The sequence below is a fragment of the Propionispora sp. 2/2-37 genome, from assembly GCF_001298735.1.
Classification (GTDB): domain Bacteria; phylum Bacillota; class Negativicutes; order Propionisporales; family Propionisporaceae; genus Propionispora.
Window position 1 is genome coordinate 1 of sequence record NZ_CYSP01000021.1, and the last position, 24095, is coordinate 24095.

24 protein-coding genes and 1 other annotated feature are annotated in these 24095 nt (G+C 47.1%); of the genes, 4 read left to right on the forward strand and 20 right to left on the reverse strand.

Annotation, left to right across the window (positions count from 1 at the left end; all coding sequences use genetic code 11):
* Positions 1-43: 43 nt before the first annotated feature.
* The 7 genes from P22_RS17855 to P22_RS17885 form a co-directional block, all read right to left on the reverse strand.
* Positions 44-664, reverse strand: coding sequence for a superoxide dismutase (locus tag P22_RS17855; protein ID WP_054261596.1), 621 nt, complete (start codon positions 662-664; stop codon positions 44-46).
* A gap of 242 nt (positions 665-906) precedes the next feature.
* The gene (gene dhaL, locus P22_RS17860) at positions 907-1539 is read right to left on the reverse strand and encodes a dihydroxyacetone kinase subunit DhaL (protein ID WP_054261597.1); all 633 of its coding nucleotides are present in this window, start codon (positions 1537-1539) and stop codon (positions 907-909) included.
* Between the two features lie 17 nt (positions 1540-1556).
* Positions 1557-2561, reverse strand: coding sequence for a dihydroxyacetone kinase subunit DhaK (locus P22_RS17865; protein WP_054261598.1), 1005 nt, complete (start codon positions 2559-2561; stop codon positions 1557-1559).
* Positions 2562-2619: 58 nt separating this feature from the next.
* Positions 2620-3285, reverse strand: a complete 666-nt coding sequence (locus tag P22_RS17870) for a class II aldolase/adducin family protein (RefSeq protein ID WP_054261599.1) — start codon at positions 3283-3285, stop codon at positions 2620-2622.
* Between the two features lie 89 nt (positions 3286-3374).
* Positions 3375-4724 (reverse strand): PTS galactitol transporter subunit IIC, encoded by a 1350-nt coding sequence (locus P22_RS17875; RefSeq protein ID WP_054261600.1) that lies wholly within the window; start codon positions 4722-4724, stop codon positions 3375-3377.
* Positions 4725-4970: 246 nt separating this feature from the next.
* Positions 4971-5252 carry a PTS sugar transporter subunit IIB gene (locus P22_RS17880; protein ID WP_054261601.1) on the reverse strand — a complete coding sequence of 94 codons (282 nt, stop codon included), beginning with the start codon at positions 5250-5252 and terminating at the stop codon, positions 4971-4973.
* 53 nt (positions 5253-5305) lie between these two features.
* Positions 5306-5767 carry a PTS sugar transporter subunit IIA gene (locus P22_RS17885; RefSeq protein WP_054261602.1) on the reverse strand — a complete coding sequence of 154 codons (462 nt, stop codon included), beginning with the start codon at positions 5765-5767 and terminating at the stop codon, positions 5306-5308.
* Between the two features lie 378 nt (positions 5768-6145).
* Here P22_RS17885 and P22_RS21495 point away from each other — a divergent pair, with 378 nt between their 5' ends.
* Positions 6146-8935, forward strand: coding sequence for a sigma-54-dependent transcriptional regulator (locus P22_RS21495; RefSeq protein WP_054261603.1), 2790 nt, complete (start codon positions 6146-6148; stop codon positions 8933-8935).
* Between the two features lie 24 nt (positions 8936-8959).
* Here the strand turns inward: P22_RS21495 and P22_RS17895 are convergent, their stop codons facing one another.
* The 9 genes from P22_RS17895 to P22_RS17935 form a co-directional block, all read right to left on the reverse strand.
* On the reverse strand, positions 8960-9622 hold the full coding sequence (locus tag P22_RS17895) for an energy-coupling factor transporter transmembrane component T family protein (RefSeq protein WP_054261604.1): 663 nt from the start codon (positions 9620-9622) through the stop codon (positions 8960-8962).
* Positions 9615-10436: an energy-coupling factor ABC transporter ATP-binding protein gene (locus P22_RS17900; protein ID WP_054261605.1), complete on the reverse strand. Its 822-nt coding sequence runs from the start codon at positions 10434-10436 to the stop codon at positions 9615-9617. Before P22_RS17900 ends, P22_RS17895 begins: the two co-directional genes overlap by 8 nt.
* A complete protein-coding gene (locus P22_RS17905; protein ID WP_054261606.1) occupies positions 10429-11295 on the reverse strand; it encodes an energy-coupling factor ABC transporter ATP-binding protein in 867 nt (288 codons plus the stop codon). The genes P22_RS17900 and P22_RS17905 overlap by 8 nt, the downstream gene beginning before the upstream one ends.
* Positions 11283-11852, reverse strand: a complete 570-nt coding sequence (locus P22_RS17910) for a tryptophan transporter (protein WP_054261607.1) — start codon at positions 11850-11852, stop codon at positions 11283-11285. The genes P22_RS17905 and P22_RS17910 overlap by 13 nt, the downstream gene beginning before the upstream one ends.
* Before the next feature lie 60 nt (positions 11853-11912).
* Positions 11913-12179, reverse strand: a binding site (T-box leader).
* 84 nt (positions 12180-12263) lie between these two features.
* The gene (locus tag P22_RS17915) at positions 12264-13064 is read right to left on the reverse strand and encodes an aminotransferase class IV (protein ID WP_054261608.1); all 801 of its coding nucleotides are present in this window, start codon (positions 13062-13064) and stop codon (positions 12264-12266) included.
* Between the two features lie 10 nt (positions 13065-13074).
* Positions 13075-14442 carry an aminodeoxychorismate synthase component I gene (pabB, locus tag P22_RS17920; protein ID WP_054261609.1) on the reverse strand — a complete coding sequence of 456 codons (1368 nt, stop codon included), beginning with the start codon at positions 14440-14442 and terminating at the stop codon, positions 13075-13077.
* A complete protein-coding gene (locus P22_RS17925) occupies positions 14423-15028 on the reverse strand; it encodes an anthranilate synthase component II (protein WP_054261610.1) in 606 nt (201 codons plus the stop codon). The genes pabB and P22_RS17925 overlap by 20 nt, the downstream gene beginning before the upstream one ends.
* Positions 15029-15331: 303 nt before the next feature.
* Positions 15332-15799, reverse strand: a complete 468-nt coding sequence (locus P22_RS17930) for a GNAT family N-acetyltransferase (protein WP_054261611.1) — start codon at positions 15797-15799, stop codon at positions 15332-15334.
* Positions 15800-15921: 122 nt separating this feature from the next.
* Positions 15922-16251 (reverse strand): YnfA family protein, encoded by a 330-nt coding sequence (locus P22_RS17935; RefSeq protein WP_054261648.1) that lies wholly within the window; start codon positions 16249-16251, stop codon positions 15922-15924.
* A 200-nt stretch (positions 16252-16451) separates the two neighbouring features.
* Here P22_RS17935 and murI point away from each other — a divergent pair, with 200 nt between their 5' ends.
* Positions 16452-17246: a glutamate racemase gene (gene murI, locus P22_RS17940; RefSeq protein ID WP_054261612.1), complete on the forward strand. Its 795-nt coding sequence runs from the start codon at positions 16452-16454 to the stop codon at positions 17244-17246.
* Between the two features lie 7 nt (positions 17247-17253).
* Here murI and P22_RS17945 read toward each other — a convergent pair whose 3' ends face one another.
* The gene (locus tag P22_RS17945; protein WP_054261613.1) at positions 17254-18042 is read right to left on the reverse strand and encodes a histidinol-phosphatase HisJ family protein; all 789 of its coding nucleotides are present in this window, start codon (positions 18040-18042) and stop codon (positions 17254-17256) included.
* A gap of 628 nt (positions 18043-18670) precedes the next feature.
* Between P22_RS17945 and P22_RS20780 the strand changes: the two genes are divergently transcribed.
* Positions 18671-19132 carry a hypothetical protein gene (locus P22_RS20780; protein ID WP_054261614.1) on the forward strand — a complete coding sequence of 154 codons (462 nt, stop codon included), beginning with the start codon at positions 18671-18673 and terminating at the stop codon, positions 19130-19132.
* Between the two features lie 267 nt (positions 19133-19399).
* Positions 19400-21043, forward strand: coding sequence for an AsmA family protein (locus P22_RS17955; RefSeq protein WP_054261615.1), 1644 nt, complete (start codon positions 19400-19402; stop codon positions 21041-21043).
* Positions 21044-21209: 166 nt separating this feature from the next.
* On the opposite strand, the gene P22_RS17960 is transcribed toward P22_RS17955, so the two are convergent.
* The 3 genes from P22_RS17960 to P22_RS17970 all read right to left on the reverse strand — a co-directional run bounded on the left by P22_RS17960 (position 21210) and on the right by P22_RS17970 (position 24085).
* Positions 21210-21641, reverse strand: coding sequence for an energy transducer TonB (locus P22_RS17960; protein WP_172675874.1), 432 nt, complete (start codon positions 21639-21641; stop codon positions 21210-21212).
* Between the two features lie 236 nt (positions 21642-21877).
* Positions 21878-23092, reverse strand: coding sequence for a hypothetical protein (locus tag P22_RS17965; protein WP_069972864.1), 1215 nt, complete (start codon positions 23090-23092; stop codon positions 21878-21880).
* Positions 23093-23098: 6 nt separating this feature from the next.
* Positions 23099-24085, reverse strand: coding sequence for an acyl-CoA dehydratase activase-related protein (locus P22_RS17970; RefSeq protein WP_082378555.1), 987 nt, complete (start codon positions 24083-24085; stop codon positions 23099-23101).
* Positions 24086-24095 lie beyond the last annotated feature (10 nt).

Consider the following 24095-nt stretch of genomic DNA (forward strand, 5'->3'; position numbering starts at 1 on the left):
CCGAGATACTCTCTTCTAAGATTACCGTTTTACGTCATTCTCTTTACCGAACCGACAGCTCATAACGCTTAGCAACTTCCTGCCAGTCAATTACTTCAAAAAAGGCTTTGACATAATCGGCCCGCAAGTTTTTGTATTTCAAGTAATATGCGTGCTCCCACACATCAATCCCCAGAATAGGCGTCCACTTCCCGGCCGATTCCATAAGCGGGTTATCCTGATTGGGCGTTGAAGTAATTGCCAGTTTACCGGCTGCATCGCTGGAAAGCCAGGCCCAGCCGGAACCGAAGCGTCCGATAGCGGCAGCCGATATTTTTTCCTTAAATTCAGCAAAACTGCCAAAATCACGTGCTATCTGTCCGGCCAGTGCCCCTGCCGGCTCTTTACCGCCACCAGACGAAATGGTCGAGAAGTACAGATTATGATTGTAGAAACCGCCCCCGTTGTTTTGAACGGCCGTCCGCAGTCCGGCATCGGTAATCACGTTCAAATTCGCCAGGATTTCCGTATCGGTTTTACCGGACAACTCCGGCAGTTTTTCCAGCGCCGCATTAAAGTTATTGGTATAGGTCGCATGATGCTTTGTATAATGTGTCCGCATCGTCAATTCGTCAATAAAAGGCTCCAAAGCCTCAAAACCATATTTTAATTCTACCTGTTTCATATTGCAAGCCTCCTTCATTTCTGAGTATTTAACTCTTTATTTGCTTATATCATACTATTTTAGTCGGAAATAATCAACCTATTTTTTCTAAAAAAGTAAATTTTGTTGATAATAATTATTTTTTGTAGTAATGGTAGTAATTATTTCCTTGACTAAATAAAAACTCCTGCCAAATCCCTACCATAGGATCGACAGGAGCCTTATTCCGTTTCCACTGTTATGCTTACTACAAAACAGGCGGTTTAGCTTAAATTCTTAGTCATTCCTTTTATAATAAACATAACCGCCGAAGCACCCGGATCAGGGCGCCCGATCGACTTTTCACTATAATACGCCGCCCGGCCGTGAACAGATTGCAGGGTCTTCGTTTTCTCCACTCCGGCACAAGCTGCCTGATAAGCATCCACACCGGCATCACGAACGGATTTCTTACTTTCCACTGCCGCTGCCAGCGCTTCCACCGCCGGTGCCAGCGCATCCAGCATGGTTTTATCGCCTATCTTGCTTTGCCCCCGCTCCATCACCCCCTGTATGGCGGCACGGCCCATTTCAACAAGGTCCGTTAATGCCAGCGCCTCCTTACCCTTGGCTTTCGCTGCCGCTTTAATAAAACAGGTGGCTATCAGCGTCCCCATGGTAGAAGGTACAACGGAGTTCATTTTCATGCCCAGCTTCATAAAAATTTTGCCCATATCGGTTTCTGCGATTTGATCAACTTCCTCATAAACAGCCTGAAACCCGGTACACATGGTAAGTCCCAGATCGCCATCACCCATTGAACCATCCAGTTCAATTAAATAGTCTTTTTCGGTTTTCAATACCTCTACAATTGCGCCAAGCACCGGTTTTAAAGATGCTTTCGTAATTTTCTCCATAGTTGGTTCACCTCTTTCTATCGTGACTGTGCAAAAAAGGGAGAATAGCAGGGTGCATCGATGAATTCCTTTAATTCTTTGTCTAATTTCAGCAAGCTAATGGACATCCCCGCCATTTCCAGTGAAGTCGCATATTCTCCGATATACTTCCGGTAAATGGTGATTCCCCGTTCTTTTAGCAGTTGGTGCGCTTTACGATAGGCTAGATACAATTCTTCTTTCGGTGTCCCGCCAAGACCATTTACCAGTACCGCAACTTCATCACCGTTCTGATAAGGCAAATCTTCTATGATCTTATTGACAATATTGGTTACCACTTCATCAATCGATTGCAGCTTGGTTCGGTGAATTCCCGGTTCCCCGTGTATTCCCATACCGATCTCCATTTCGTCCTCACCAATAGAAAAGGTTGCTTTTCCGGCTTCCGGAACAATACAGGGAGTTAAGGCCACGCCCATCGTCCTGGTGTTGTCCACTGTCTTTTGGGCAATTCGGGTTACTTCGGCTAACGAAAGCATCTTTTCCGCAGCCGCACCGGCAACCTTATAGGCAAAAAGCAGTCCGGCAACGCCGCGGCGCTTATCCTCCCTGCCTTTCGGCGCGGAAGCGACATCATCGGTCACCAAAACTTCCGTGACTTCAATGCCCTCCATTTCATCCAAATCTTTGGCCATGCCAAAATTCATGATATCGCCGCCGTAACGCCCATAAAGATGCAATACGCCGGCGCCGGCATGAATGGCCTTATCCACTTCATGCATGGCTTCCGCGCTGGGGGACGCAAAAACATTACCTATGGTTACCCCGTCTGCCAAACCATACCCCACATAGCCCAGGAAAACCGGTAAATGACCGGAACCGCCACCGGTGGCAATAGCCACCTTGCCTTCCTTGGGGGCATCGGCCCGCACCAGGCAATGCCAACTGTCATTCACCATCTTTAAACTCTCCGGATGGGCAAGAACAATGCCTTCCACTGTTTCGCGCGCAAAATCCTCCGGTCTATTAATTAACTTTTTCATGGTTTTGCTCCTTTGCTCTTAAAAGTATTTGACAGTGCCGACGGGCATGACCGTCCTGTTATTTTTTCAGCAGTTTGATTTGTTTAGGGTATTCCCACTGCTGCAATTCCGCCAATGGCACAACGGGAGGTTCTTTGCCATTGTTAAGCATCAGTGTCCTATAGTAAATCTCGGCCAGTTCTTCCACGTAATGTGCTTTTAGCAAGGCTTCTTTCAACACTTTATCCACTGCAATAACACCGTGGCTTTCCATTAAGGCAACATCGGCAATTTGCAAAGGTTCGACAACACTTTGCGCCAGTTCCGGCGTACCGGGACGGCCATAGGGAGCAAGGGGAACATATCCTTTTTTGCAGCCAAGCCCGGCTACTTCATAAACAATGGCCGGTATTTCTTTTTTCAATACCGCAAACGAAGTGGCAAACCGCGAATGGGTATGGGCAACCGCGTGTACGTCCGGTCTCGACTTATAGGCTGCCAAATGCATTAACGTCTCACTGGTGGGCCGTAAGCCGGTTTCCGCTTCAATGACATTGGCTTCCAAATCGATGACAATAATGTCATGATAGCTGAGTTCCTCCCGGTCGACACCGGTCGGAGTAATACATACGTAGCCACTTTCCGGATCGCGGGTGCTGAAATTTCCAGCCCGGTGCTTGCACAATCCGGACCGGTCCGCACTCAAAGCATACTTTACCACCTGTTTCTTCAATTCTTCCAGCATGACTCTCACTCCAGTTCTGTTATTAGTATGAGTTTTCATTTTTTAGCAAAGTTTCACAAAGATCTGTCAAGTTCTACATTCACTGCCCGCTATTTTGTTTCCTCCAGCTTCGCATTAACACTTTGCATATATTTGTAATACCAGGCAAAGGCTGCTGCAAACAGCACCAGTGCTGCAATGCCTGCCATCTCCCCATTAAACGCATGGGCCAGTGCCCAGCGGAACTCGGGTGCCTCCAGTTGAATCCAGGTAATAAACTGCCCGGCATTCACCTGAAGCGTACCGGTGGAAACAGCCATTTTGGTAATCATCGGGGCAAAGCTGGTGGCTACCGCCAGATACATCGGCGTAGCAATCGCCGAGATAATAATCATTCTGAACAAATTGCCGCCGGCCACAATTAAAGCCGGAACGGCCACGCAGACATTGATAATGGAAGCCAGCGGAATGACGTTATTCATGCCCATTTGGCTCATAACCAGCGCTAAAATGAGTTCGATCGGTACCAATACGATGGCTGTTACCCAAATTTCATTTTGCCCGGCAAGAAACGGCCAGTCCAGCCCGACATAAAAATCTCTTCCCTTAAACTTGTTTTTCATGTAACTGCCGGTTGCGTCCGCGATCGGCGCCAGGGCCTGCATAAACAATTTTGCCACCATAGGAAACAATACCATCGCGGTAGATACCTGTACGGCGGTTATTAATATTTCCTTAACGGCATAACCGCCCATAAAGGCAATTAATGCACCGACAATAAAACCCATGACACTATTTTCACCGAAAATACCCAGTTTGTCTTTTAGCTCTTTGGCATTCATATTGACTTTATTAATGCCCGGCACCCAATCCAGCATGCGGTTTATTATGCCTAAAAATGCACCCTGCAGCATCATCGGATGAGTGCAGGTAACTCCGGGGATCCCGCTGATACGATGCAACTGTTTTTGCATAAGGTCGGCATTGAGCAGTTCCAGGACAATTTGTACGGCGGCGGCAATATAACCCAATACCAAACTGCCGGAAAGATATGATACCATACTGGCCACAAAAATCTTTCCCCATACATTCCATAAATCAACATTCAGACAATTCGTCCATTTAAAACCCAGCATAAAGAGATTGATAGCAATCTGTATCGGGAACAAAACAAGCGCATACGGCCAGGCCCAGGCAATCGCAGCGATTGGCGACCAGCCTACATCAATAGCGGTCAGTTCCAAACCAGTCCGCTTGACTAAAGCGGCAGCGGCCGGGCTGATGGCGTTAAACATAAAGCCTAACACCACATTCATGCCTGTAAAGGCAATACCCAAAGTCAAACCGGCAATAATGGCTTTTTTCAGCTTCATTTTCATTAACAGGCCAAGAAGAATCATAATAACCGGTAAAAAGATTGCAGCACCCAAACCCAATATATAATTTAATACTGCTTCCATCTCGCTCATCTCCCAATGACTTATTTTTTCTGACAGGAAATACCGGCACTAACGGATACCACGCCAAACAAAATTCATTTGCCGTTGTGCCGCGTGACAAAAACGTTAGCTTACCATAATGGAAATTGTCGATCAGCTTACAAATTAATGGCTGAGATGATATAATAATTGTGTGTGATTTTTCTTAAGCTTCTTTTGCTTTTCGGCAAAGAAGCTCTTTTTATTTTTGTATCCGGCAGGAAAGGCCTATGACTTAAGAAGTTCTTTTAGTTTGGCAAATTCTTCATCCATGCCGACACCGGTTAAGAATGGAATCCCGCTGATGGTAGGTACATTCCAGTTGTTGGCACCGCTGGACACAATGGATACATAAATATCGCACTGATCAATGATGCTTTCCAATGATTTGATATCCACGGCTTCAACGGCTACATCCAGTCCTTCATCTTCACACATGCTGCCTATTTTTGATGCCACCGTCTGCGAGGTTGCCACTCCTGAACCACAGGCTACGTAAATTCTTTTCATACCTGAACACTCCTTTTCATTATATTTAAATTCAGGATACGGATATCCGGAATTTATGCCAATATGCTGTTAAGCTTGGTAATGATCTCCTGTTTAGTGGCCGACTGATAAAGATCCAGCAGTTTTTCCCTGTCGGAAAATATGCCCATTAGCTTGCTTAACGTCGACAAATGCTCTTTGGGATCAGTGACAGCCAGCATAAATACCAATTCAGCGTCTACATCCTTTCCACTGTTGCCCATTTCTTTGAACGTGACCGGCTGCAACAGCTTAGCCACTAAAATAGCAGCTTGCTTTACATGTTCCGGGTTGGTATGCGGAACAGCCACTTTTATACCCAATGTATTTAATCCGGTCGGGAATGCCTCTTCCCGTTCTACAACCGCCTGGGCATAGCTGTCTTTAACATACCCTTTATCGTGCAAAATAGCTGATAATTTTCTAATCAAATCTTCATTCCCTTCGGCTTCATAATCTAAAAGAACCAGTTCTTCATGCAATAACGATGTACTCATCACGACTACCTCCTTTGACTTCGAGTTAATTCACTTATACTTAAATGCAAATTTCATGCCAGGTTAGTGCATAATACTCCAAGTGCTTGAAAATTCATACACTCTCCCCATACCTTATGCACTTCGGAAGGATTCCCTGATCAGTGCATGATTTTTTTCGTTTTGGATCTACTTTTCATCGCCACGTTTTTTAGTGCATAGTCCAGGCTTTTTTGTTACATTCTGAGCATAGGCCCTCCGATTCCGCTATTACTGTACTTTTATTACGCATAGACAAAACGGAATCGATTCGCTATGCTGTAAATAGCAGAAGTTGGACAGCCATACAATGCTTATGCACTAATTTCCGAGCAACGAAACAGACAGGGAGTGATCTCTATGAAAAAAACCGATCTGATTATGCAGTTTATTGAAAAGACCGTTTCTTACGAAGACGTTCTGACAGCCATTCAGAACGATGAAAATCCGGGAATTGACGCCCTATGCATCCAAAAAAACCTGGGCATTGTCCGGAATAACGCCAGCACCCTGTTAAACGATCTCTGGAAACAAAACGAATTAATCAAAATTAACAGCCGCCCCGTTACTTTTTTACCCCATTCCTGCCTGCAGCCCTTACACGCCTCCGGTTTACCGGAAGGAAAGAACAGCTTTACGCTGTCCGAATTAAAAACTGCGATAAACGATACCAGGCTTACCGTTCAGGAAGACCCTTTTGCCCGCTTGCTCGGCAATAACGGCAGCTTAGTCAACCAAATCGGGCAGGCGAAGGCAGCGATCATTTACCCGCCTAAGGGGCTGCACACTCTGATCCTGGGAGAAAGCGGCGTTGGAAAAACTACCTTTGCTTCGGCCATGCACGAATACGGCCTGCTGGCAAAAAATAAAAAGGCGGAAAGTTTTCCCTTCATCACCTTTAACTGTGCCGATTATTTTAATAATCCGCAACTACTGCTGTCCCAATTATTCGGCCACGTCAAACACGCCTTTACGGGAGCCGACCAGGACAAGATCGGACTGGTGGAAAAGGCCAACGGCGGCATTCTCTTTCTGGACGAAATTCACCGTCTGCCGCCCGACGGGCAGGAAATGCTGTTCCATCTCATGGACAAGGGTGAATACAATCGCCTGGGTGAGACGGGCGGCAAACGGTTTAGCACGATCCTGCTGATCGGCGCGACAACCGAAGAACCCGGCAATGCGTTACTGGCGGCCTTTATTCGCCGCATTCCGGTAACTATTACCCTGCCGTCCTTTATTGAAAAACCGATTAGCGAAAAAGTGGAGATCATTGATCACTTTTTTTATGTGGAAGCGATGAATCTTAATCAGCAGATTATGATAACACCCGAAGTTTTAAAAGCATTGGCCATCTATGATTTTAAAGTGGGCAATATCGGCCAGCTGCGGTCTGAAATCAAATTGTTATGCGCCAATGCCTTTTTACTGCATTTACAGAATCATCAACCCATCCGGATTGAATTCTCCATGCTTGCCAAAGACATCCGCGAGGGACTATTTGACTACGCCAAGCAGGACAGTACCGTAAAAAATTATTTAAATGTGTTTTCCGAGGATATCATGATTTCCCCCACCAAAAATCATGATGTATATCCCTTTGAACTGAAAAATGATATTTATGAACTGATATCCAGCAAATTAAACGATTTAAAGCGTCAGGGTCTGAGCAATGAAAATATAAACGAGTCCCTAAAAAATGAAGTAGACCAGTATTTCAGCGGTATTATGAAAAATTTTCATAATGTACATGCCAATATTTCTACCCTGTATAAGATCATCCCGAAGGAAATCGTCGATATCACGGCCGAATTAATCGAATTTGCCCAGCACTATCTTATGATCACATTTAATAATAAATTTATTTTTGGTCTGTCCTTCCATATCCAGGCCCTGTTAAAGCGTATTGAAGAGGGTAAAACCGTGCAAAACCAGCACCTTTCCAAAATAAAGCGGGAAAATCCCAAAGAATTTCAGGTAGCCAAAGAACTGGTTAAAATTTTAGGCGAAAAATTCGGCCTGATTATCCCCGAAGATGAGAAAGGCTTCCTAGCGCTCTTGCTGGCCCATAATAAACTGGAATCCCCGAATGATGAGAAAATCGGCGTCATCATTGTCTGCCACGGCGACAGCACGGCTACCAGCATTGCCAATGTCTCAAATTCGCTCCTCAACACGGAATGGATCAAGGCAATCGACATGCCGCTCACCGCCACCATCAGCGAGACCTACAACAAGGTTAAAAGCGCCGCCATAGCCATTCACCGCGGCAAAGGGATCATCCTGCTGGTAGATATGGGTTCTTTGTTGACCTTCGGCGAAAAATTAATGAGCGACACCGGTATAAAGACAAAAACGATTGATTACGTGTCCACACCACTGGCGTTGGAAGTGTTACGCAGCGTTTTATACAAAATGGACGATTTAGATACCGTATACGAAGCCTTGTCCGCCCAAAAGGACAGTTTGGCCGTGAAGGCAAAAAAAATACAAACAGCAATATTGTCTGTTTGCATCACCGGGCAGGGTTCCAGTATTATGGCCAAAAATATTCTCGAAGAGTTAATTCAAAGTCACTACCAGGAACAGGTGAAAATCATCACCGTCAACTATCTGGATGCCAAAAATAAACTGAAGCAAATCCAGCAGGACTATAACGTCGTTGCTGTCGTCGGCAACATTAATCCCGATCTTGATCTTCCCTATTTTCCGATTAACAAATTACTGGACTCCGCTTTTCAAAAACAATTTCTCCACCTCTTAAACAGCAACCTGGAGCCCGCCTTTCCTGCTGCCCCTGCCGCAAAGACCGTCTATGAAACTGCCAAAGACATGCTGGAAAAATACGTTAAGTATGTAAATCCGCGCTTTGCAGTTGCCGATATCAAAAAGTGTGTCGCTAAGCTTCAGTATGCTCCCCGGAATCAAGACCTGCTTTTGGATCTGATTGTTCATATGGGTTGCATGCTGGACCGTTGTATTCATAAAGACGCCATTGTCTTTGAAAACATTCATGCTTTTAAAAAAGAAAACCAGGCGGATTTCGAACAAGTACGTAAGGTGATGGATGAGCTGGCCAAGACTTACGATACGGTGATTAATGATGATGAAGTCTGTTATGTGGTCAAGGTCATCAAATTCCGGATTTAATTCCGCTGAAACCCGGTGCGCTCTTTACAAAAATATTCCCGCTGTAACCGCCGCCATACCGGTAAGAGCAGCATAGTCGGACAGACCTAAGGCCACCTGGGCACTGCTGTTGCGCCTTTTGCTGCCGAAACCGCGCAACTCCATGCTGAGAGCCATGGTTTCCGACCGGCTGACGGCACGCAATACCAGAGGTTTGACAATCGCCAGGTAATTGATCAGCCGTTTCACCACATTGCCTTTGGTGCTGTAACCCCTGCAGGCCTGCGCTTCCTGAATCGTCCGGCTTTCACTCAAGAAATCGGGTACAAACCGCAGCGCGGTGGTAAACATAAAGGCATATTCATAGGGAATGCGGCATTGGCTGACCAATGCGGCGGTTAAATCCTGCACCCGGGTGGTGGCCAGGACCAAAATGAACACCATGGCCATTGCCATCATTTTCAGCCCGGTTACCAGAGCCAGCTGCATATCCTGTACAAAAACATATTGCAGCAAAAATAACAAGGCGGCGAATAAGGCCAGAAAAGCAGTCGCCTTATACGTTTTTACCTCTACCCGGCCCAGTATCATCAATACCAGCTGAACCCCAACCAGAAAAGCCAGAGCCCAAACGGAGGTCAGGGCAACCGCCCAAACCGAAACCAGTACGGTAAATATTATCTTTGTCAGCGGCGCTATTTTACCCATTCACATTACCGCCTTTCTTGGCCCGCAATGCTTCGACCAGTCCCGCTACCGTCGGCGAAAAGGCGATTCCGCAGGGAGCCAGGCTATGGGAAACCTTTACGGCCACAGGCCGTTTCAGTCCCCAGTCTTCAACAGGCTGCTGCCGGAAAAGCGCAACGGTCGGGCCGTCATATACTTTACTGCCCGCAGACATCACGATGGTTCTGGCTACTTTTTCCGCCAGGATGTGCATATCATGCGTAATCAGCATAATCGCCAGGCCTTCCTGATGCAGTTCATCCAACAGCGTTAAAAAAAGCTCCTTATCGTTTTGGTCCTGACCGCTGGTCGGCTCATCAAGAATTAACAGGCGTGGCTTCATAGACAATGCCGAAGCTACCGCCAAGCGCTGTTTCTGGCCTTTGGACAATGCGGCCGGATAGGCTGTCTCCAAGCCGGCAAGCCCCACCTTGGCCAGCGCTTCCCTGGCCTGTGTCATTGCCTCTTCCCTGCCCGTTCCCATTTGCAGGGGGCCAAACGCGGCTTCTTCGACAGCCGTATCGTGAAACATCTGCCGGGAAGGATTTTGAAACACATAGCCTACCTGCCGCGCCATAGCAGCAGGAATATATTTTTTGGTATTTTCACCGTCAAAAAAAATGTTTCCCGTCACCGGTTTTACCAAACTCATGATCAGACGGGTTACAGTGGTTTTTCCGCTGCCGTTGCGGCCAACCACCGCGACATACTCTCCTTCTTGTACGCTAAAAGAAAGCTCGGACACCACCGGACAATCCTTCTGATAAGCAAAACTAACACGATCAAATTCAAGCACTTTTTCCGTCCTCCCGGCTATCCAAGCGCCGGCTCAGTTCTTCCGACGCTTCCTCGTCCGTCTTCCAGTCGCCAAAACACGAAAAATGAGTCTCCAGCCCCAGCTTAAGCTGCCATAACGGCGGCAAACTGCACGCATACTGCCGGTTAGCGCCCATATACCGCAGAACGTCGGCCGGAGTCCCGTCGACTGCCACACGGCCGTCGGCTAAAAGAATAAACTGCGAGGCATACGGCAGCGCCAGCGACAAATCATGTTCTGCCACCAGAATGGTCAAGCCGTGCTCCTGATTCAGGCGATAAAGAAGTTCATACAACTCCGCCGCCCCCTCGGGATCAAGGGCCGAAGTCGGCTCGTCCAGCACCAGAATCTTTGGCTTGGCAGCCAGCACCGAGGCAATCGCCAGCCGTTGTTTCTGACCGCCGGATAAGGCCGCCGTCTGCTGCCGCTCTTTCCCCGATAATCCTACCATAGCCAAGGCCTCCTGAACTCTGCGGGTAAGCTCCGGCCGTTCCACGCCCCTATTTTCAAGTCCGAAGGCAACCTCTTCCTCCACCGTCAAGGTAACCAACTGGCTTTCATAATCCTGCATGACCAGTCCCACAATATCGGCCAGCTCGCAAATCCCGGTTTCGGCTGTCTTGAATCCCCCGATAACCACCTGTCCGGCCATGGCCCCGCCAAAATAATGCGGAACCGCTCCGGCAATCGCCAGGCATAATGTAGTTTTCCCGCTGCCGTTAAACCCCGTTAGCGCCGCAAAAGCACCATTTTCCAGCTTGAGCGACACCTGCTGGAGGGACGGCCTGGCTGCCTTGGGATAAGTATAGCTTAAACCGGAAATGACTACTTCTGACATGACTGGCCTCCCTTGGCTTCAAACAACCGCTGCGCCGGGAAATACAGCAGCTGCGTAATCAGGCAGTTGATCGCACCGGTGATAAAAACCACGGGAAGCATACCGTACAGATAAGCCTCCAGCGGCAGGGATAATACGATTTTTAAAATGCCGGTAAAAACCAGGCCGCTGCTTACTGTACTCACAAAACCGGACACGGCAGGACGTACATTCAGCTTGCCGATTTTCATGTCCACAACCGTACTGACAATCAGCGTACAAACAACGGCTCCTACCAGTTCGCTGACTAAATTCCCATAAGGAAAGGCCGATTTGGAAAAGGGGATGTTAACCGCCCCTGCCACCAGACCGATACCGACTGCCTGACCTAACCGGGGCCGGATAAGATTGATGGCAATGCAGTACATGGCGATGGTCCAGTTGGGCGTTACCCCCGCTACGCCCGGTGTCACCATCTTCAGGATGGCACCAATTGCCAGCAACAATGCGGTCACAGCTACCCAGCGGTATTTCCCCCCCTTGGCCTGATAGTAGACAACTTCTTGTTTCTGTTCCATACCCTTTCCTCCTTTGATTTCTGACGTCAGTAATACAAAAAACCTCCCGCCGCTACGATTCGTAGGGACGAGAGGTTATGATGACTCACGCGATACCACCCTGATTGGCTATGAAAATAGCCCGCTCATGCTAAGATACAGGACAACCGTGTCCGATACCTTCTTCCCATGTAACGGAGGAAGCTTCCGGCAGCACCTACCCCAAACCCTTGGCTCGGACTGCATCTCCCAGGCCCATTCCACACACCGAGAAGTGCCAAACTTTCACCGTCATTGGCTCGCTAAGACTCTCTTGTTATGTGTACTCTTCCTGATCATTGACGATATCATATACTTGTAATTCAGTATACGATTATTTTAAAACAAATGTCAATGATTTTTTGCCAATAAGTCCCCCGCTAATCAGAAAGCTTACAGACTTTCTCTGTCCAAAATGGTGTTAACCCGTCTGACAAAAGACTGGTCGACGGAGTAGCACCTATTATCAATCCTGGAAACAGGCATTGCCCCATACAGTGCATTAGTCAGCAGCACCGCTTCCGCCTCTGGCAGCATGTCTTTCTGAAGAGGAATCTCCCTTGCGGAAATACCAAGTTTCTTTGCCCCACCAAGCAGCTTTCCCCGCATAATTCCGGGCAGCAATCCTTCCTGAACAGGAGATGTAAGTAATTCTCCCTTCCGAACAATAAAAAGATTGGCTGCCGTACATTCGGTAACGCTCCCTTCCCCATTCAAGAAATAGGCATCGTCATAACCTTCCCGGAGAGCTTGCCGGCGTTCAAGGTAGTTTTCGAAATAATTCAGTGTCTTATGGTAAACCAGCATACTTTTCGGATTTCGCCGGGACACTGCCTGGTGCAAGGCAAACCCTTGCTCATAGTGTTTTTTAGTATAGGTATATGGTCTTAACAGGAGCAAAAAATTCCATTGATCTTCTTCGCAGTAAGCGACGACTTTTAAGACTTCGTTTTTCTCTTGACGCTTATCCAGGGAAAGCAAAACCGTTCCTTTTAGCTGACCTGCATCAAATGAGCAGCGCCCCTCAGCATCCAAGTGTTTGATACTCTGCAATAAACGCCGGATATGATCATCTAAATCAGCTGGTATCCCCCCCCGGACCAGCAAGGTTTCAAACAACCCGAACCCGTATTGAAATGCCAGCGTTCCAAACAACTGCGGAGCCTGCCAGCATCCATTTCGCCATACCTTCATAGTTACCCTCCTACAATTGCAGAGTTTCCATCAAAGCCCGGGCTTTGATTAAACTTTCCTGGTATTCTTTCTCCGGATCAGAATCCCAGACAATTCCGCCACCCGCCTGAAAGTAGGCACGGTTGCCTTTGATGACAACGGTCCGGATAACAATGTTAAGATCCATATTCCCGTTGAACCCCAGATAGCCGATTGATCCGGTATATACCTTCCGCTGGGTCGGCTCTAACTCATCAATAATCTCCATAGCCTTGATCTTTGGCGCCCCGGTTATTGAGCCGCCAGGAAAGGCGGCCCGGACACAGTCAATAAGATCGCAGTCCGGACGAAGCTCAGCGGTTACAGTTGCCACAAGATGATGCAGCGTTGCATACGTTTCCACTTTAAAAATTTCCGGTACACGAACGGTACCTGTTTGTGCGATACGGCTAAGGTCATTTCGTTCTAAATCTACAATCATCAGAAGCTCAGCACGATCTTTTTCGCTTTGTGATAACGTGTTACGTTTTTCCTCATCTTCCTTGCGCGTTTTCCCCCGGGAAATCGTCCCTTTAATCGGTCGCGTCTCTATTGTACCGTCCTGAACTTTCATAAACCGTTCCGGCGAACTGGAGACTACGATCCCTTCCCCGGTATCAATATACGCGGCAAACGGCGCCGGATTTCTTGAACGTAAAGCGGCATAAAACGAAATCGGATCTCCCTCAAATGCACATTCAAAACGCTGGGTGAAATTAACCTGATAAACATCCCCGGAGCGGATATACTCTTTAATACGATGAATTGCACTTACGTACTCTTCCTTTGTCATATTGGTATAAAAAGACGCCGGATTCACGTTATGATAAGCAACCGGCCGCTGCTTCACCACGTTTTGCAGCCAGTCCTCCAGCCTATGCAACTTTTCCTTTTCCGGGCAATCAATCCCAAGCGCAACGATATCTACCGTACCTTCCAGATGGTCAATGAGGTAAATACCATCATAAAATCCGAAAAAACAGTCCGGCATGGTTACATCGTCTACCGCTTTGTGCGATGTTTTTTCGATAAAACGGCACATCTCATAGCCAAAATAACCAACCGCTCCGCCAATAAAAGGCAACTGCACTTTTTCTGGAATTGTATATTGTTCTAAAAGGCTGCGCAGCAGTTCAAACGGATCGCCCGTTTGCATTACCGCCGGTTTACCTGTGCGGGTTATGTGGCACTTGTCCCCTTTACAGGAAAAGGTCAGGAACGGATCAGCACCAAGAAAAGAAAAACGCCCCAATCCTTCTGGGTCCCTCCCGCTGTCTAACAGAAACGGATGCCGCTGATTACGCAGCGATAAAAAAATATCAAACGTCGTAAGATCGGTTTTAATCGTCTTGGTTAACATGATGTTCCTCCCTGAACTTCCGGGCAAACCTGACAAAGTTTTCCAGCAGCCTTATACCTTCTTCTGTAAGAATGGCTTCCGGATGAAACTGAACGCCTTCAACCGGATACCGGGTATGCCGGATTCCCATGATTTCACCAGAAAAAGTTTCGGCTGTGATCCGGAGATCGGCCGGCAAAGTGGCCTTTTCAAGGACTAAAGAATGATAGCGGGTTACATTCAGAGGGTTCTTAATCCCTTTAAAAACCACTTTTCCATCGTGCCGGATGGCATGTACTTTCCCGTGAACCGGTTCTTCGGCCCGTACAACTTTAGCACCGAAAGCCTGGCCTATCGCTTGATGACCAAGACAAATTCCCAGTATGGGGATACATTCCTTAAACCGCTCTACAACTGCCAGACTAATTCCGGCACGATCCGGTGTGCACGGCCCCGGCGAAATGACAATCATCTCCGGATTAAGTTTTGCAATATCCTCGAGTAAGATCGCATCATTGCGAAACACCGTAACCTCAGCATGCAGTGCCAGCAAATATTGCACCAAATTGTATGTGAAAGAATCGTAGTTATCGATCATCAATATCATTCGGCATGCTCCTTATAGTACAACATATCTTTTTTTACTACCTGTTCTATTCTGCCCGGTGGCCGAAAAAACCTTTTCACAGGAAACTAACTGCCTGCCAGGTATCCAGAACCACAGGCTATATCGGCAACCTTCCATCATTCTCCTCAACGGCAAAGCTTTCGGCAGCTCCTGACCAAATCCGAAAAAACATGGACATAAATACATCCCTTAGACGCTAGGTATATGTTATATCATACTCCATCGTTTAAGGGGCAGCGTACTACTTATTTTCTGTTTTTTATTTAATTTGATCACACCAAGTCAATTGTATCCACTCCACTCAGTTTTTTCTCTTCCCTCAACCAATTCCATGGATAAAACAGGATAATGTTTTCCTGCTCCATCATACTCGGAACGACCGACTATCCTAAAACCCATATGCTTATAGAATCCAACAGCCTGTTTGTTTTGTTCGTTAACATCCACTCGCCTGACTTTTTGTTGATTAATCGCATAAACAAGCAGTTTTCTTCCAATCCCCTTGCCCCGTTCACTGGAATCAATAAACAACATTTCCAGTTTATCGTCCACGATTCCCATAAATCCATCAATTTTTTGCTTGCCACCTTTATGGCAGAATAAATTCACTTTATGAAAATAACTTTGTAAAATTAACGGCTTATAAAATTGTATATCTTCTTCCTTCAAAAAGTCATGGGTTGCCCGAACCGAATTCTCCCAAACCATTATCAGTTCTTTATACTCATCAACGGACGGCTGCATAATCATGCAAGCATCTCCTCTCTAAACCGGAATTTTTCACCTTTATAGCTCAAAATTTTCAACATTTCTTTTATGTAACGCTGCTCAGTGTTATAATCACAGAGGGAGAAAAGAACCCTGCCCAACTATCACGTTCGTGGCCAATGCATGATGATGAGAACTCCTATTAAGCAGATTATTCCGCCTATCACGTCAAACCTATCGGGGACAACCTTATCGACACCCCATCCCCAAAGAATCGAAAGGACCACAAACACACCGCCGTAGGCAGCATAAACACGCCCAAAGTTAGCCGGTTGTAATGTTGGCACAATACCGTAAAGAATTAGGATAATGGCCCCCAGGATTGCATAGGATACGCCTCTGCCTTCTCTTAACCAAAGCCAGATTAAATAACCACCGCCGATTTCCAGAATGCCGGCAAGAAGGAAATAGGCTATTGACTTCCAAAATTCCATGTTAACTCCCTTGTCATACGCTTTGATAATCATTGTCATTATTATAGCGCAGAACCATCTCTTCCGTCGACTTGGGAGAAATGGCATTGTATGTAATGATAACAAGCTTATGTGAAATAAATAAACTATGCTATTATAGTATAATTAGGCTGTACTTATGTTACATTTACATATAGATTCTATTTATCGGAGGAATAGAAATGCAAATAGGCTTTTTTGATTCCGGCATCGGCGGTATTACCGTATTACACGACGCAATAAAACTGTTGCCTAAGGAGGATTATATATATTACGCGGATACAGCAAATGTTCCCTATGGGCCAAAGCCCAAGGAGGAAGTAAGAAAATATATTTTTCAGGCTATGGAGTTTATTATCCGGCAGCAGGTTAAGGCAGTGGTCATTGCCTGCAATACGGCTACCAGCGTTGCTATCGAGGCCTTACGGTCTACCTACAACATTCCCATCATCGGCATGGAGCCTGCTGTAAAACCGGCCGTTGAACAAAACAGGCATGGAAATAAACGGGTTCTGGTAACGGCTACTGCTTTAACGCTGAAGGAAGAAAAATTGAAAAACCTCATTACGCGCTTGGATAACGAACATATTGTTGACCTGCTGCCGCTTCCCGGGCTGGTCCAATTCGCGGAGAGCTTTGAATTTAATGAAGGCGTCGTACTACCTTATCTTAAGGAACAGCTATCCACCTATGAGGTAAACAACTATGAGGCTATAGTTTTGGGCTGTACCCACTTCTCTTTTTATAAGGATATGTTTCGCAAGCTGCTTCCGCCCGGTACCAGTATCATCGACGGGAACCGGGGTACTGTAAACAATCTGAAAAGGACCCTGGGAGAAAGGAACGCTCTAAACGAAGGCCGTGGCAATATTATGTTCTATCATTCCGGCTGCCGGGTTACAGATACGGCCAAACTGGCTCAATACCGCCGCCTGTTTAAAAGATTAGAGGCGATAAATGCTGTACATTCTCTGTAAGGAAAGTTTATAGCTCATGAAAAACCGGTTTCATTCGGTCAAAGGTACAAAACTGCTTAAACCCGATCTTCTTTAATTCCTCTTTCGCCTGCGGCAGGCGGTTGCCTAAATGGCTTTCTTCATGACAGTCGGAGCCGATGGTGAGTATATTGCCGCCCAGTTCATAATACCAGGTTAAAATGGTGCGCGAGGGGGTAAGATCCGGCAGTCCGTAGCGAAAACAGGAAGTATTTACTTCCAGGCCCTTGCCGTCTGCAATGGCCACTCTTAAAATATTCTTTATCAGCTCTTCATTAACCCGGTCAGCCAGTGTGCCCTCCCGGTCGTAGCGTTTAATCATATCCAGATGCCCTAAGACACTGTAGCTTTTAAATACTGAAATTACATCCAAGATGGCCTGATAATACTCCCGGTTATATTCCAACTGTGTTTTCCCCTGCTGATACTCGCCAGTCCAAAATTCCTTATCGTCCACCTGATGGTTCGACAGGATGACGAAATCAAACGGATAGGCCGCAACGTCACGTTCAAAATCTTTAATGGTATGCATTTGCACGCCGAATTCAATACCAAACTTAACGGCAATCCGATCTTGATATTTGGCCTTCAGGCAACGGTATTCGTCTAGATAGGCCTCATAATGAACCATGTGCGTGAAATCATTTCTAAAATAGTCCATATGTTCCGTAATGCAAATCTCGTCCAATCCCAGCCGGATTGCCTGCTGAATCATCGCTTCCATAGGATAGGACGAATCATTGGAATGCCGTGTATGAATATGATAATCGGCTAACATGTTTGTTCCCCTCCCCCGCAACGCTTCTTGTTTGCCGCGCTTGGCAAACACTCTCCCGTTACTGCTTTTTTCTTTTCTAGTACTATTCCCGGCAATAAAAGAAAACCCTGCCGAACGAATATCCTTTTGGTCAGGGCTTCTCCTTATTCTTCCTTTCTTATCGTCCGCACTCACAGTTATTTTTTTACCGTCTGTGAAAAAAATTTACTTGTACGGCGCTCTTTGCCTTGCAATTCACCTGAAACCAGCTATAATTAGAAATAGGTGGGAATTAAAAGGTCGCCGTGACTTGAAAGTGTTACGAGCACTTCCAGGCACGCGCAAGGTGTAGAGGCACCTACACCCTACACGTAACAGCCAGGCTGTCCACGACGACAGTTCTATTATACAACGGGTTTCTGCGGAAACACAAGCGGAAGGCCCCGGTGTCATAGACATTGCCGGCGGGCTGTGTGTGCGACTTGCTGCAGCAGTGATTCATCTCTATTCCAATATACATTGCCAACGGAAGGCCAACCATGGTACTGCCATCTGCCGCCTTTTGGTTGCAAACCAGATAATCCGGTTTATTGGTATTGGGAATATTGTAACCGACAAAGCCAGGCGCATGTGTAGGGGTAACCCTCGCATGCGCCTTTTTATTTCCCCCCTGAAAAAAGCCGCGGCAGCGCTTGCAGCGTTCCTGCCGCAGCCAAGTATAGGGGGTATAGCTGTTGTGTTGAAAAGCATTTTACATCAGGCGTTTGACCAGTATGTTTTTGACAGGGTGAATGATATCCTGCTCACAGCCGGCACTGCGGATGCAAAGTACGGTAAAGCCGCAACGGAAGTCCGCAATACGCTGTCACAGCTCATGGAACTTGCCCATAAACTGGAAGGGCAGCATCCGGAATTGTTCGATCTGATCATGGATTTTGAGTCCGGGCTTGCGGCTGAAATTGCCTACCGGCAGGGGCTGAGGGGCAGCGGCACCGTACGCCGGGAGTTCAGCTCTTTTATTCAGGAGCAATACGACTTCAGTGAAAAACCCGCTCTGCCGGCTGACGGGAATGTGAACGCGTCAGTACGGCAGGCAGACAATGCGGAGTAACCCTGCTGCCTTTTTCACGTCTGACGGTTCATCTAAAATCCTTTATTTTACAAAGGCTCGCTAAGAGCCAAAAGGACTCCTGCCCGTCCTGCATAGGTTCCGCCAGAGCTTACTGCCATTTTTCGCCGCTGCCGGTGGCACCGTTATCCATATCGGCGATAACGGCAGGAAGCCCCCGCTTGTCCAGTTGCCGCCGACACCGTATAATATTCATAGAAAGCAGCAACAAGTCCGTTGGCAATCTTCACAAAAACCGGAGGCTGATCTATGAGTGAACAACAACCAGAAATAAGAATAAAGCCCAAAATAACCTGGACCAGGAAAAAGATAGGCTTGCTTATTTTTGCCGCCGTTTTGCTGGCAGGAACGCTTCTTTTCCAATTTGCCGCAGGCAAGGTACGGCAGGCGGCGGAGCAAACGCTGCTGGCCAAAGCCAATGCGGCTGTTAACGGTCAGGTCTTAGTGGGCAGCATCAACTTGTCGGTCCTGGGTTATGTGGAGGCTAAAGACGTCCAGGTGCTGAATGCGGCGGGCAAACCTCTGGCCAAGATCGAACGGGTACATATTCGCTATAACTGGAGCGATTTACTGAAAGGCCAACTGGGGCCCCAGCTGATAACCGGTGTGACGGTGGAAAAACCGGAGCTTTGGCTGGCCTATCAGCAAAATCAATTGAACTGGGATGGCTTGCTCAAGCCCCAGACAGAAGAACCCTCCAGCTTTTCCGGGATCGTGAAGATCCTGGACGGCCAGCTTCATCTGGAAACCGATATGTTTAGCAAAACCGTAGATCAGTTAAGCGGGCAGCTTGATTTTCAGCAGGCCGGCCAAATCGGACTGGCCGCCGCCGGTAAAGTGGATCAAGCCGCTCTTAACCTGGACGGTCACTGGGGAACCCAGGCTGCTTCGGACATCACCTTGACGGCTAAAGGACTGGAACTGACCAAACTGGGGCTGACGGCGGCCGATGCCCCCATTCAGATCACCGGCGGCATTCTGGATGAATTCACCGTCCAAATCGCTAAAGAGGGACCGGCGGATACCCCGCTGCTGAAAACGCTGGGCGGCCGCTTTACCGGTGTTGATACCACCGGGGCTTTGGTCTTGAATCAAGTCAGCGCCCAATTTGAAAAGCAGGGCAATGCTCTCCGCTTTACCAACGGGCAGGCACTTTATAAAGGGCAGGCGATAACGGCCACCGGCCAGGTGTTAACCGCCCCTTCCCCAGCCAATGAGCAAACCCTTGACTTTGCTGTCCAAATGCCCTCCGGCAACCCGGCGGCGCTGCTGCCCGGCCTGCAAACCGGAGGAACCCTGACGGCGCAGGGTAAATTGACCGGTTCGGTATTGTCACCGGTGCTGTCCGGCAACTTCACCCTGGGCAGCCTGCAATTCGGCAGTATGGCGGTTAGCGGCATCAGCGGCACCTTCTCCTATGCAGGGAAAACCTTAAAATTATTGACGGCTACAGGCACTACCATCGGCGGCACCGTATCAGCCAGCGGCGACATTTATCCGGATACCGAGCAGTATACCCTGTCGATCTCCGGCAGCGGCCTCGACAGTTCTAAGCTTACGGAAAAGGATGTCAAGGGTCCCTTGTCCCTCACGGGAACGGCGGCCGGCACTTCGGCGGAAGCGGTAGTCCAGGGCAGCTTCACGATTTATGACGGCAAGGCCTATGGCCTGTCTTTTCAAACCCTAGCCGGCAATTTCATTAAACGGGGCTCGGCCGAAGCCGAAGTAAGCAATCTGGCCATGAAGACGGAACTGGGCGTCTTGTATCCCGAACAGCTGAGCCAAAGTGTGATGGAAAGGCTCCAGCAGCGCAACCTGCCGACAACACGGGCCGAAGCAGAAGAAAGAGTGACAAAGAAAATTACGGAAAAGGTATTCGAAAAACTGTTTTGATAAAAGTTATCCTGTACAAAAACAAGGCCTCGCCGCCCAATGACGCAGCGGCGAGGCCTTGTTCTGTTTTAAAACGAAGCGCAGGAACAACCTGACAATACTTGTCACAGCAGAATCTCAACTGTGTCCTTACATGCTGCGTTACATTCGCCCAAGTTCCGTGACTTTAGCGGGCCGGCTCCTGTCCGGCCTCAGTAGCCGCCGGTTCTTCCGGCACATATTTCTCCACCTTGACGCTCAATGGTAAAACGACGGAGCTGGCTACGGCCTGTCCGTCACCGGCATGGGCCGGTGTAAACACTGAATTCCGTATGGAATCAATCACGGCTTGATCAAATACCGCGTCGCCGGAACTGGTGATGACCTGAATATTGCTGTCCACCGTTCCGCTTTCAGTAATCGTCGCCTTGAGTTTAACGGTTACTGTTTGCTCCGAATACTTTTCCTGCAACTGGGGGGTAAGAGCCACCGGCGCCAGGCTGTCAATCTTCGGCGGCGTTACGGAGGCACTGGCATGACCCCCAACCGGTACCGCCGTATTTAACAGCACCATAAGCATGGCTGCCGCCAGCCACTGCCATCTGAACCTATATTTCATGTGCAACACCTCTATTTTGTCTTCTAATGTAAAACTTCGGCAACAAGAGCCGAATTCCTGCATTTTGAGAAACATTCTTATTTATAAAATAAACTTTCAGACAATGGGCAGGGTGCATAAGGAAGCAAGTACCAAACAGAAAAACGGCGAGAAAGGCAGTCAATGGACAGGTAATGTAAAGACGGATACCAATAGGTGTCCGTCTTATTTTGCATATGGGAGTACGACAAAGGTGGCTATGTTGCCGTTTCCTTCGAACCGTTCTTTCTATTCCGGCGTTTTAATAACATATTACCACCTCTATTAATATAATTTACAAAACCATGCCAATTAAACATCCATGCCAAATTTAATATCCTATCCGGCGTCCCGGCTTTTCTTTTTCTTTCAAGCATATCAATAAACGCTTCGACTCTTGTCATATAGCCTGCTTCACCTGTCATTTCATCCAGTATCAAGGTCATTATCGGAACGCCATATTTGTTTTGTATCTCGTTAAATGTGCATTGTGCAATGATTTCGGGCATACAGGTAAACGGGTATAAATGGATAATGCCGTCGTACCTGTTCCTGCTGCATAATACTGCGTTCCCTATAGTCTCAAGGCCATGCCCCCCGATGTCATCAGTCTTCATAAATTCTTTGCCGGCTTCATGAGATGTGTCTTTTGATTTTACAGGCAGGTTCCTTTTAATAAAATGCTCCATTATCCAGTGGGAGACACTGAGCTTGTTATGTACCTCCACACCCATATTCCCCAGCTTTTTTTCTATATCCAGGTTAGCATATGGCTCAAGGGCAACATATAATTCACCCACGATGGCGACTTTTAAGGGCTTTGCTTTCTTATCGGTTTTTATTGTTTCCAAAGTCCATTTCGCCCAATTGATTTCTTTTATTATTGCTTTGAAGCCCCTGGCGTTTTGCACTCTGTGGTGAAACTGCTTCATGGTATTATCCGTACAGCCTTTTACAACCTCTCTACATCGGGTATAGCTTGCAAGCCTGTACAGCTTATCCACCCTGAAGACCGTCCATATTGCACAGGCTATGCCTCTAAGGATTTTCACCGGGCTTTTGCCTTCCGTCAGCGGTTTTAATTTCTCTACAATCTCCCTGACGGTCAAAAATGTTAAGTCAATGCAAATGAATTTTACATTATGGCCGATGCTTTTTAGTATTTCTGCCTGTAAATCCCCGTAATATCCAAGCCTGCACTGGCCTAAGCCGCCGCAAAACAATACCGTGTCCGCCCCGTTTTGTATACCGTGTATAAAGTCGCCCAATATGATTTTAAAGGGCATGCAAATAAATTCCGGAGAGTGGGCTGAGCCACACTCCAGCGTCTTTATATTGCATAAGGGAGGCATGACATAATCAATCCCGATCGTTTCCAGCAGCACTTTGATGGGTATATACATATTACCCGTGTGCGGAAAAGTTATTTTCATAAAAAATCACCCTATCATATCCAAAAATGCTTCAACTCTTGTGTCAAACCCTGCCTCTCCCGTATGCTCGTCTATTATCAGCTTCAAGAAAGGTACTTTATAGCAGTCTTTAAACCGCCTTTCAATGTATTCGATAATGAAGGCATCGACTCCGCAGGCAAACGGCGACAAATAAATAATGCCATTCATATTTTTATCCTGTGCATATGTAAACGCACTTCCCAGATTTTCAAACCCCACCTCCCAAAAGGCCCTACCCTGGTAGGGGTAGGCATTATGCCTTTTAGTTTCATGGTCAAGGTTTACAGGGGTATATACGTCAATATCCTTTTCTTTCAGCTTTTTTATAAGCTTCATGCTTAAATAGCTGTCGTATATCACATAAGGATGCCCCAATACGGATACCGCACGCTTGTTTAGGTCCCTGACCTGATTATAGCAATTCACCCTTGAAAATTCCCGTTTTTTTTCATGAAATAACTCTAATGCTGTCCGGAAAGCTTCTACAGTATCATGATAGCTTACACCCAGGGTCTTGGCGATTTCCTTCAAGCTTTCAAAGGTAAGGCCGGTATCCTTGTCTATATGCAGCTTAACCTCCAAAACCTTTATTCTGTTTTTCAGGTTCAAGAGAGCCATATCCGGCAGACCGCAGAACTTTGGGCAGGTGTACTCGTTTTTATCAAGGCTTGTATATCTTGGAATAAATATATAATCAGCTTTGTCTTTAAGGCTGTAAACATGTCCGTGAAAAACCTTTACAGGCAGGCATGTTTCATTGCTGCAGTGAATAATCCCGTAATCTAAAATTTCTTTGTTGGTATCCTCTGAAACTACTACAGGGAAGCCCAATATTTTAAAAAAGCTTTCCCAAAGCACGCGGTGTTCATAATAGAATAAGCCTTTGGGAATCCCTATTACCGGAAGGGCTTGGCTGTTACAGTATCCTTTGTCATATGCAAGTTTACCAGCATCTGCTAATGATGTTAACATTCTCTCACCT

Coding starts and splice junctions, on each gene's coding strand:
- P22_RS17885 (WP_054261602.1), bottom strand. CDS start 5,767: ATGAGTACATCGTTATTGCATGAAGAACTGGTTCTTTTAGATTATGAA.
- P22_RS17910 (WP_054261607.1), bottom strand. CDS start 11,852: ATGGAACAGAAACAAGAAGTTGTCTACTATCAGGCCAAGGGGGGGAAA.
- P22_RS17935 (WP_054261648.1), bottom strand. CDS start 16,251: ATGGAATTTTGGAAGTCAATAGCCTATTTCCTTCTTGCCGGCATTCTG.
- P22_RS17965 (WP_069972864.1), bottom strand. CDS start 23,092: ATGAAAATAACTTTTCCGCACACGGGTAATATGTATATACCCATCAAA.
- P22_RS17915 (WP_054261608.1), bottom strand. CDS start 13,064: ATGAAGGTATGGCGAAATGGATGCTGGCAGGCTCCGCAGTTGTTTGGA.
- P22_RS17865 (WP_054261598.1), bottom strand. CDS start 2,561: ATGAAAAAGTTAATTAATAGACCGGAGGATTTTGCGCGCGAAACAGTG.
- murI (WP_054261612.1), top strand. CDS start 16,452: ATGCAAATAGGCTTTTTTGATTCCGGCATCGGCGGTATTACCGTATTA.
- P22_RS17955 (WP_054261615.1), top strand. CDS start 19,400: ATGAGTGAACAACAACCAGAAATAAGAATAAAGCCCAAAATAACCTGG.
- P22_RS21495 (WP_054261603.1), top strand. CDS start 6,146: ATGAAAAAAACCGATCTGATTATGCAGTTTATTGAAAAGACCGTTTCT.
- P22_RS17880 (WP_054261601.1), bottom strand. CDS start 5,252: ATGAAAAGAATTTACGTAGCCTGTGGTTCAGGAGTGGCAACCTCGCAG.
- P22_RS17870 (WP_054261599.1), bottom strand. CDS start 3,285: ATGCTGGAAGAATTGAAGAAACAGGTGGTAAAGTATGCTTTGAGTGCG.
- P22_RS17895 (WP_054261604.1), bottom strand. CDS start 9,622: ATGGGTAAAATAGCGCCGCTGACAAAGATAATATTTACCGTACTGGTT.
- P22_RS20780 (WP_054261614.1), top strand. CDS start 18,671: ATGCGCCTTTTTATTTCCCCCCTGAAAAAAGCCGCGGCAGCGCTTGCA.
- dhaL (WP_054261597.1), bottom strand. CDS start 1,539: ATGGAGAAAATTACGAAAGCATCTTTAAAACCGGTGCTTGGCGCAATT.
- P22_RS17905 (WP_054261606.1), bottom strand. CDS start 11,295: ATGTCAGAAGTAGTCATTTCCGGTTTAAGCTATACTTATCCCAAGGCA.
- P22_RS17855 (WP_054261596.1), bottom strand. CDS start 664: ATGAAACAGGTAGAATTAAAATATGGTTTTGAGGCTTTGGAGCCTTTT.
- P22_RS17930 (WP_054261611.1), bottom strand. CDS start 15,799: ATGATTATGCAGCCGTCCGTTGATGAGTATAAAGAACTGATAATGGTT.
- P22_RS17960 (WP_172675874.1), bottom strand. CDS start 21,641: ATGAAATATAGGTTCAGATGGCAGTGGCTGGCGGCAGCCATGCTTATG.
- pabB (WP_054261609.1), bottom strand. CDS start 14,442: ATGTTAACCAAGACGATTAAAACCGATCTTACGACGTTTGATATTTTT.
- P22_RS17945 (WP_054261613.1), bottom strand. CDS start 18,042: ATGTTAGCCGATTATCATATTCATACACGGCATTCCAATGATTCGTCC.
- P22_RS17875 (WP_054261600.1), bottom strand. CDS start 4,724: ATGGAAGCAGTATTAAATTATATATTGGGTTTGGGTGCTGCAATCTTT.
- P22_RS17970 (WP_082378555.1), bottom strand. CDS start 24,085: ATGTTAACATCATTAGCAGATGCTGGTAAACTTGCATATGACAAAGGA.
- P22_RS17925 (WP_054261610.1), bottom strand. CDS start 15,028: ATGATATTGATGATCGATAACTACGATTCTTTCACATACAATTTGGTG.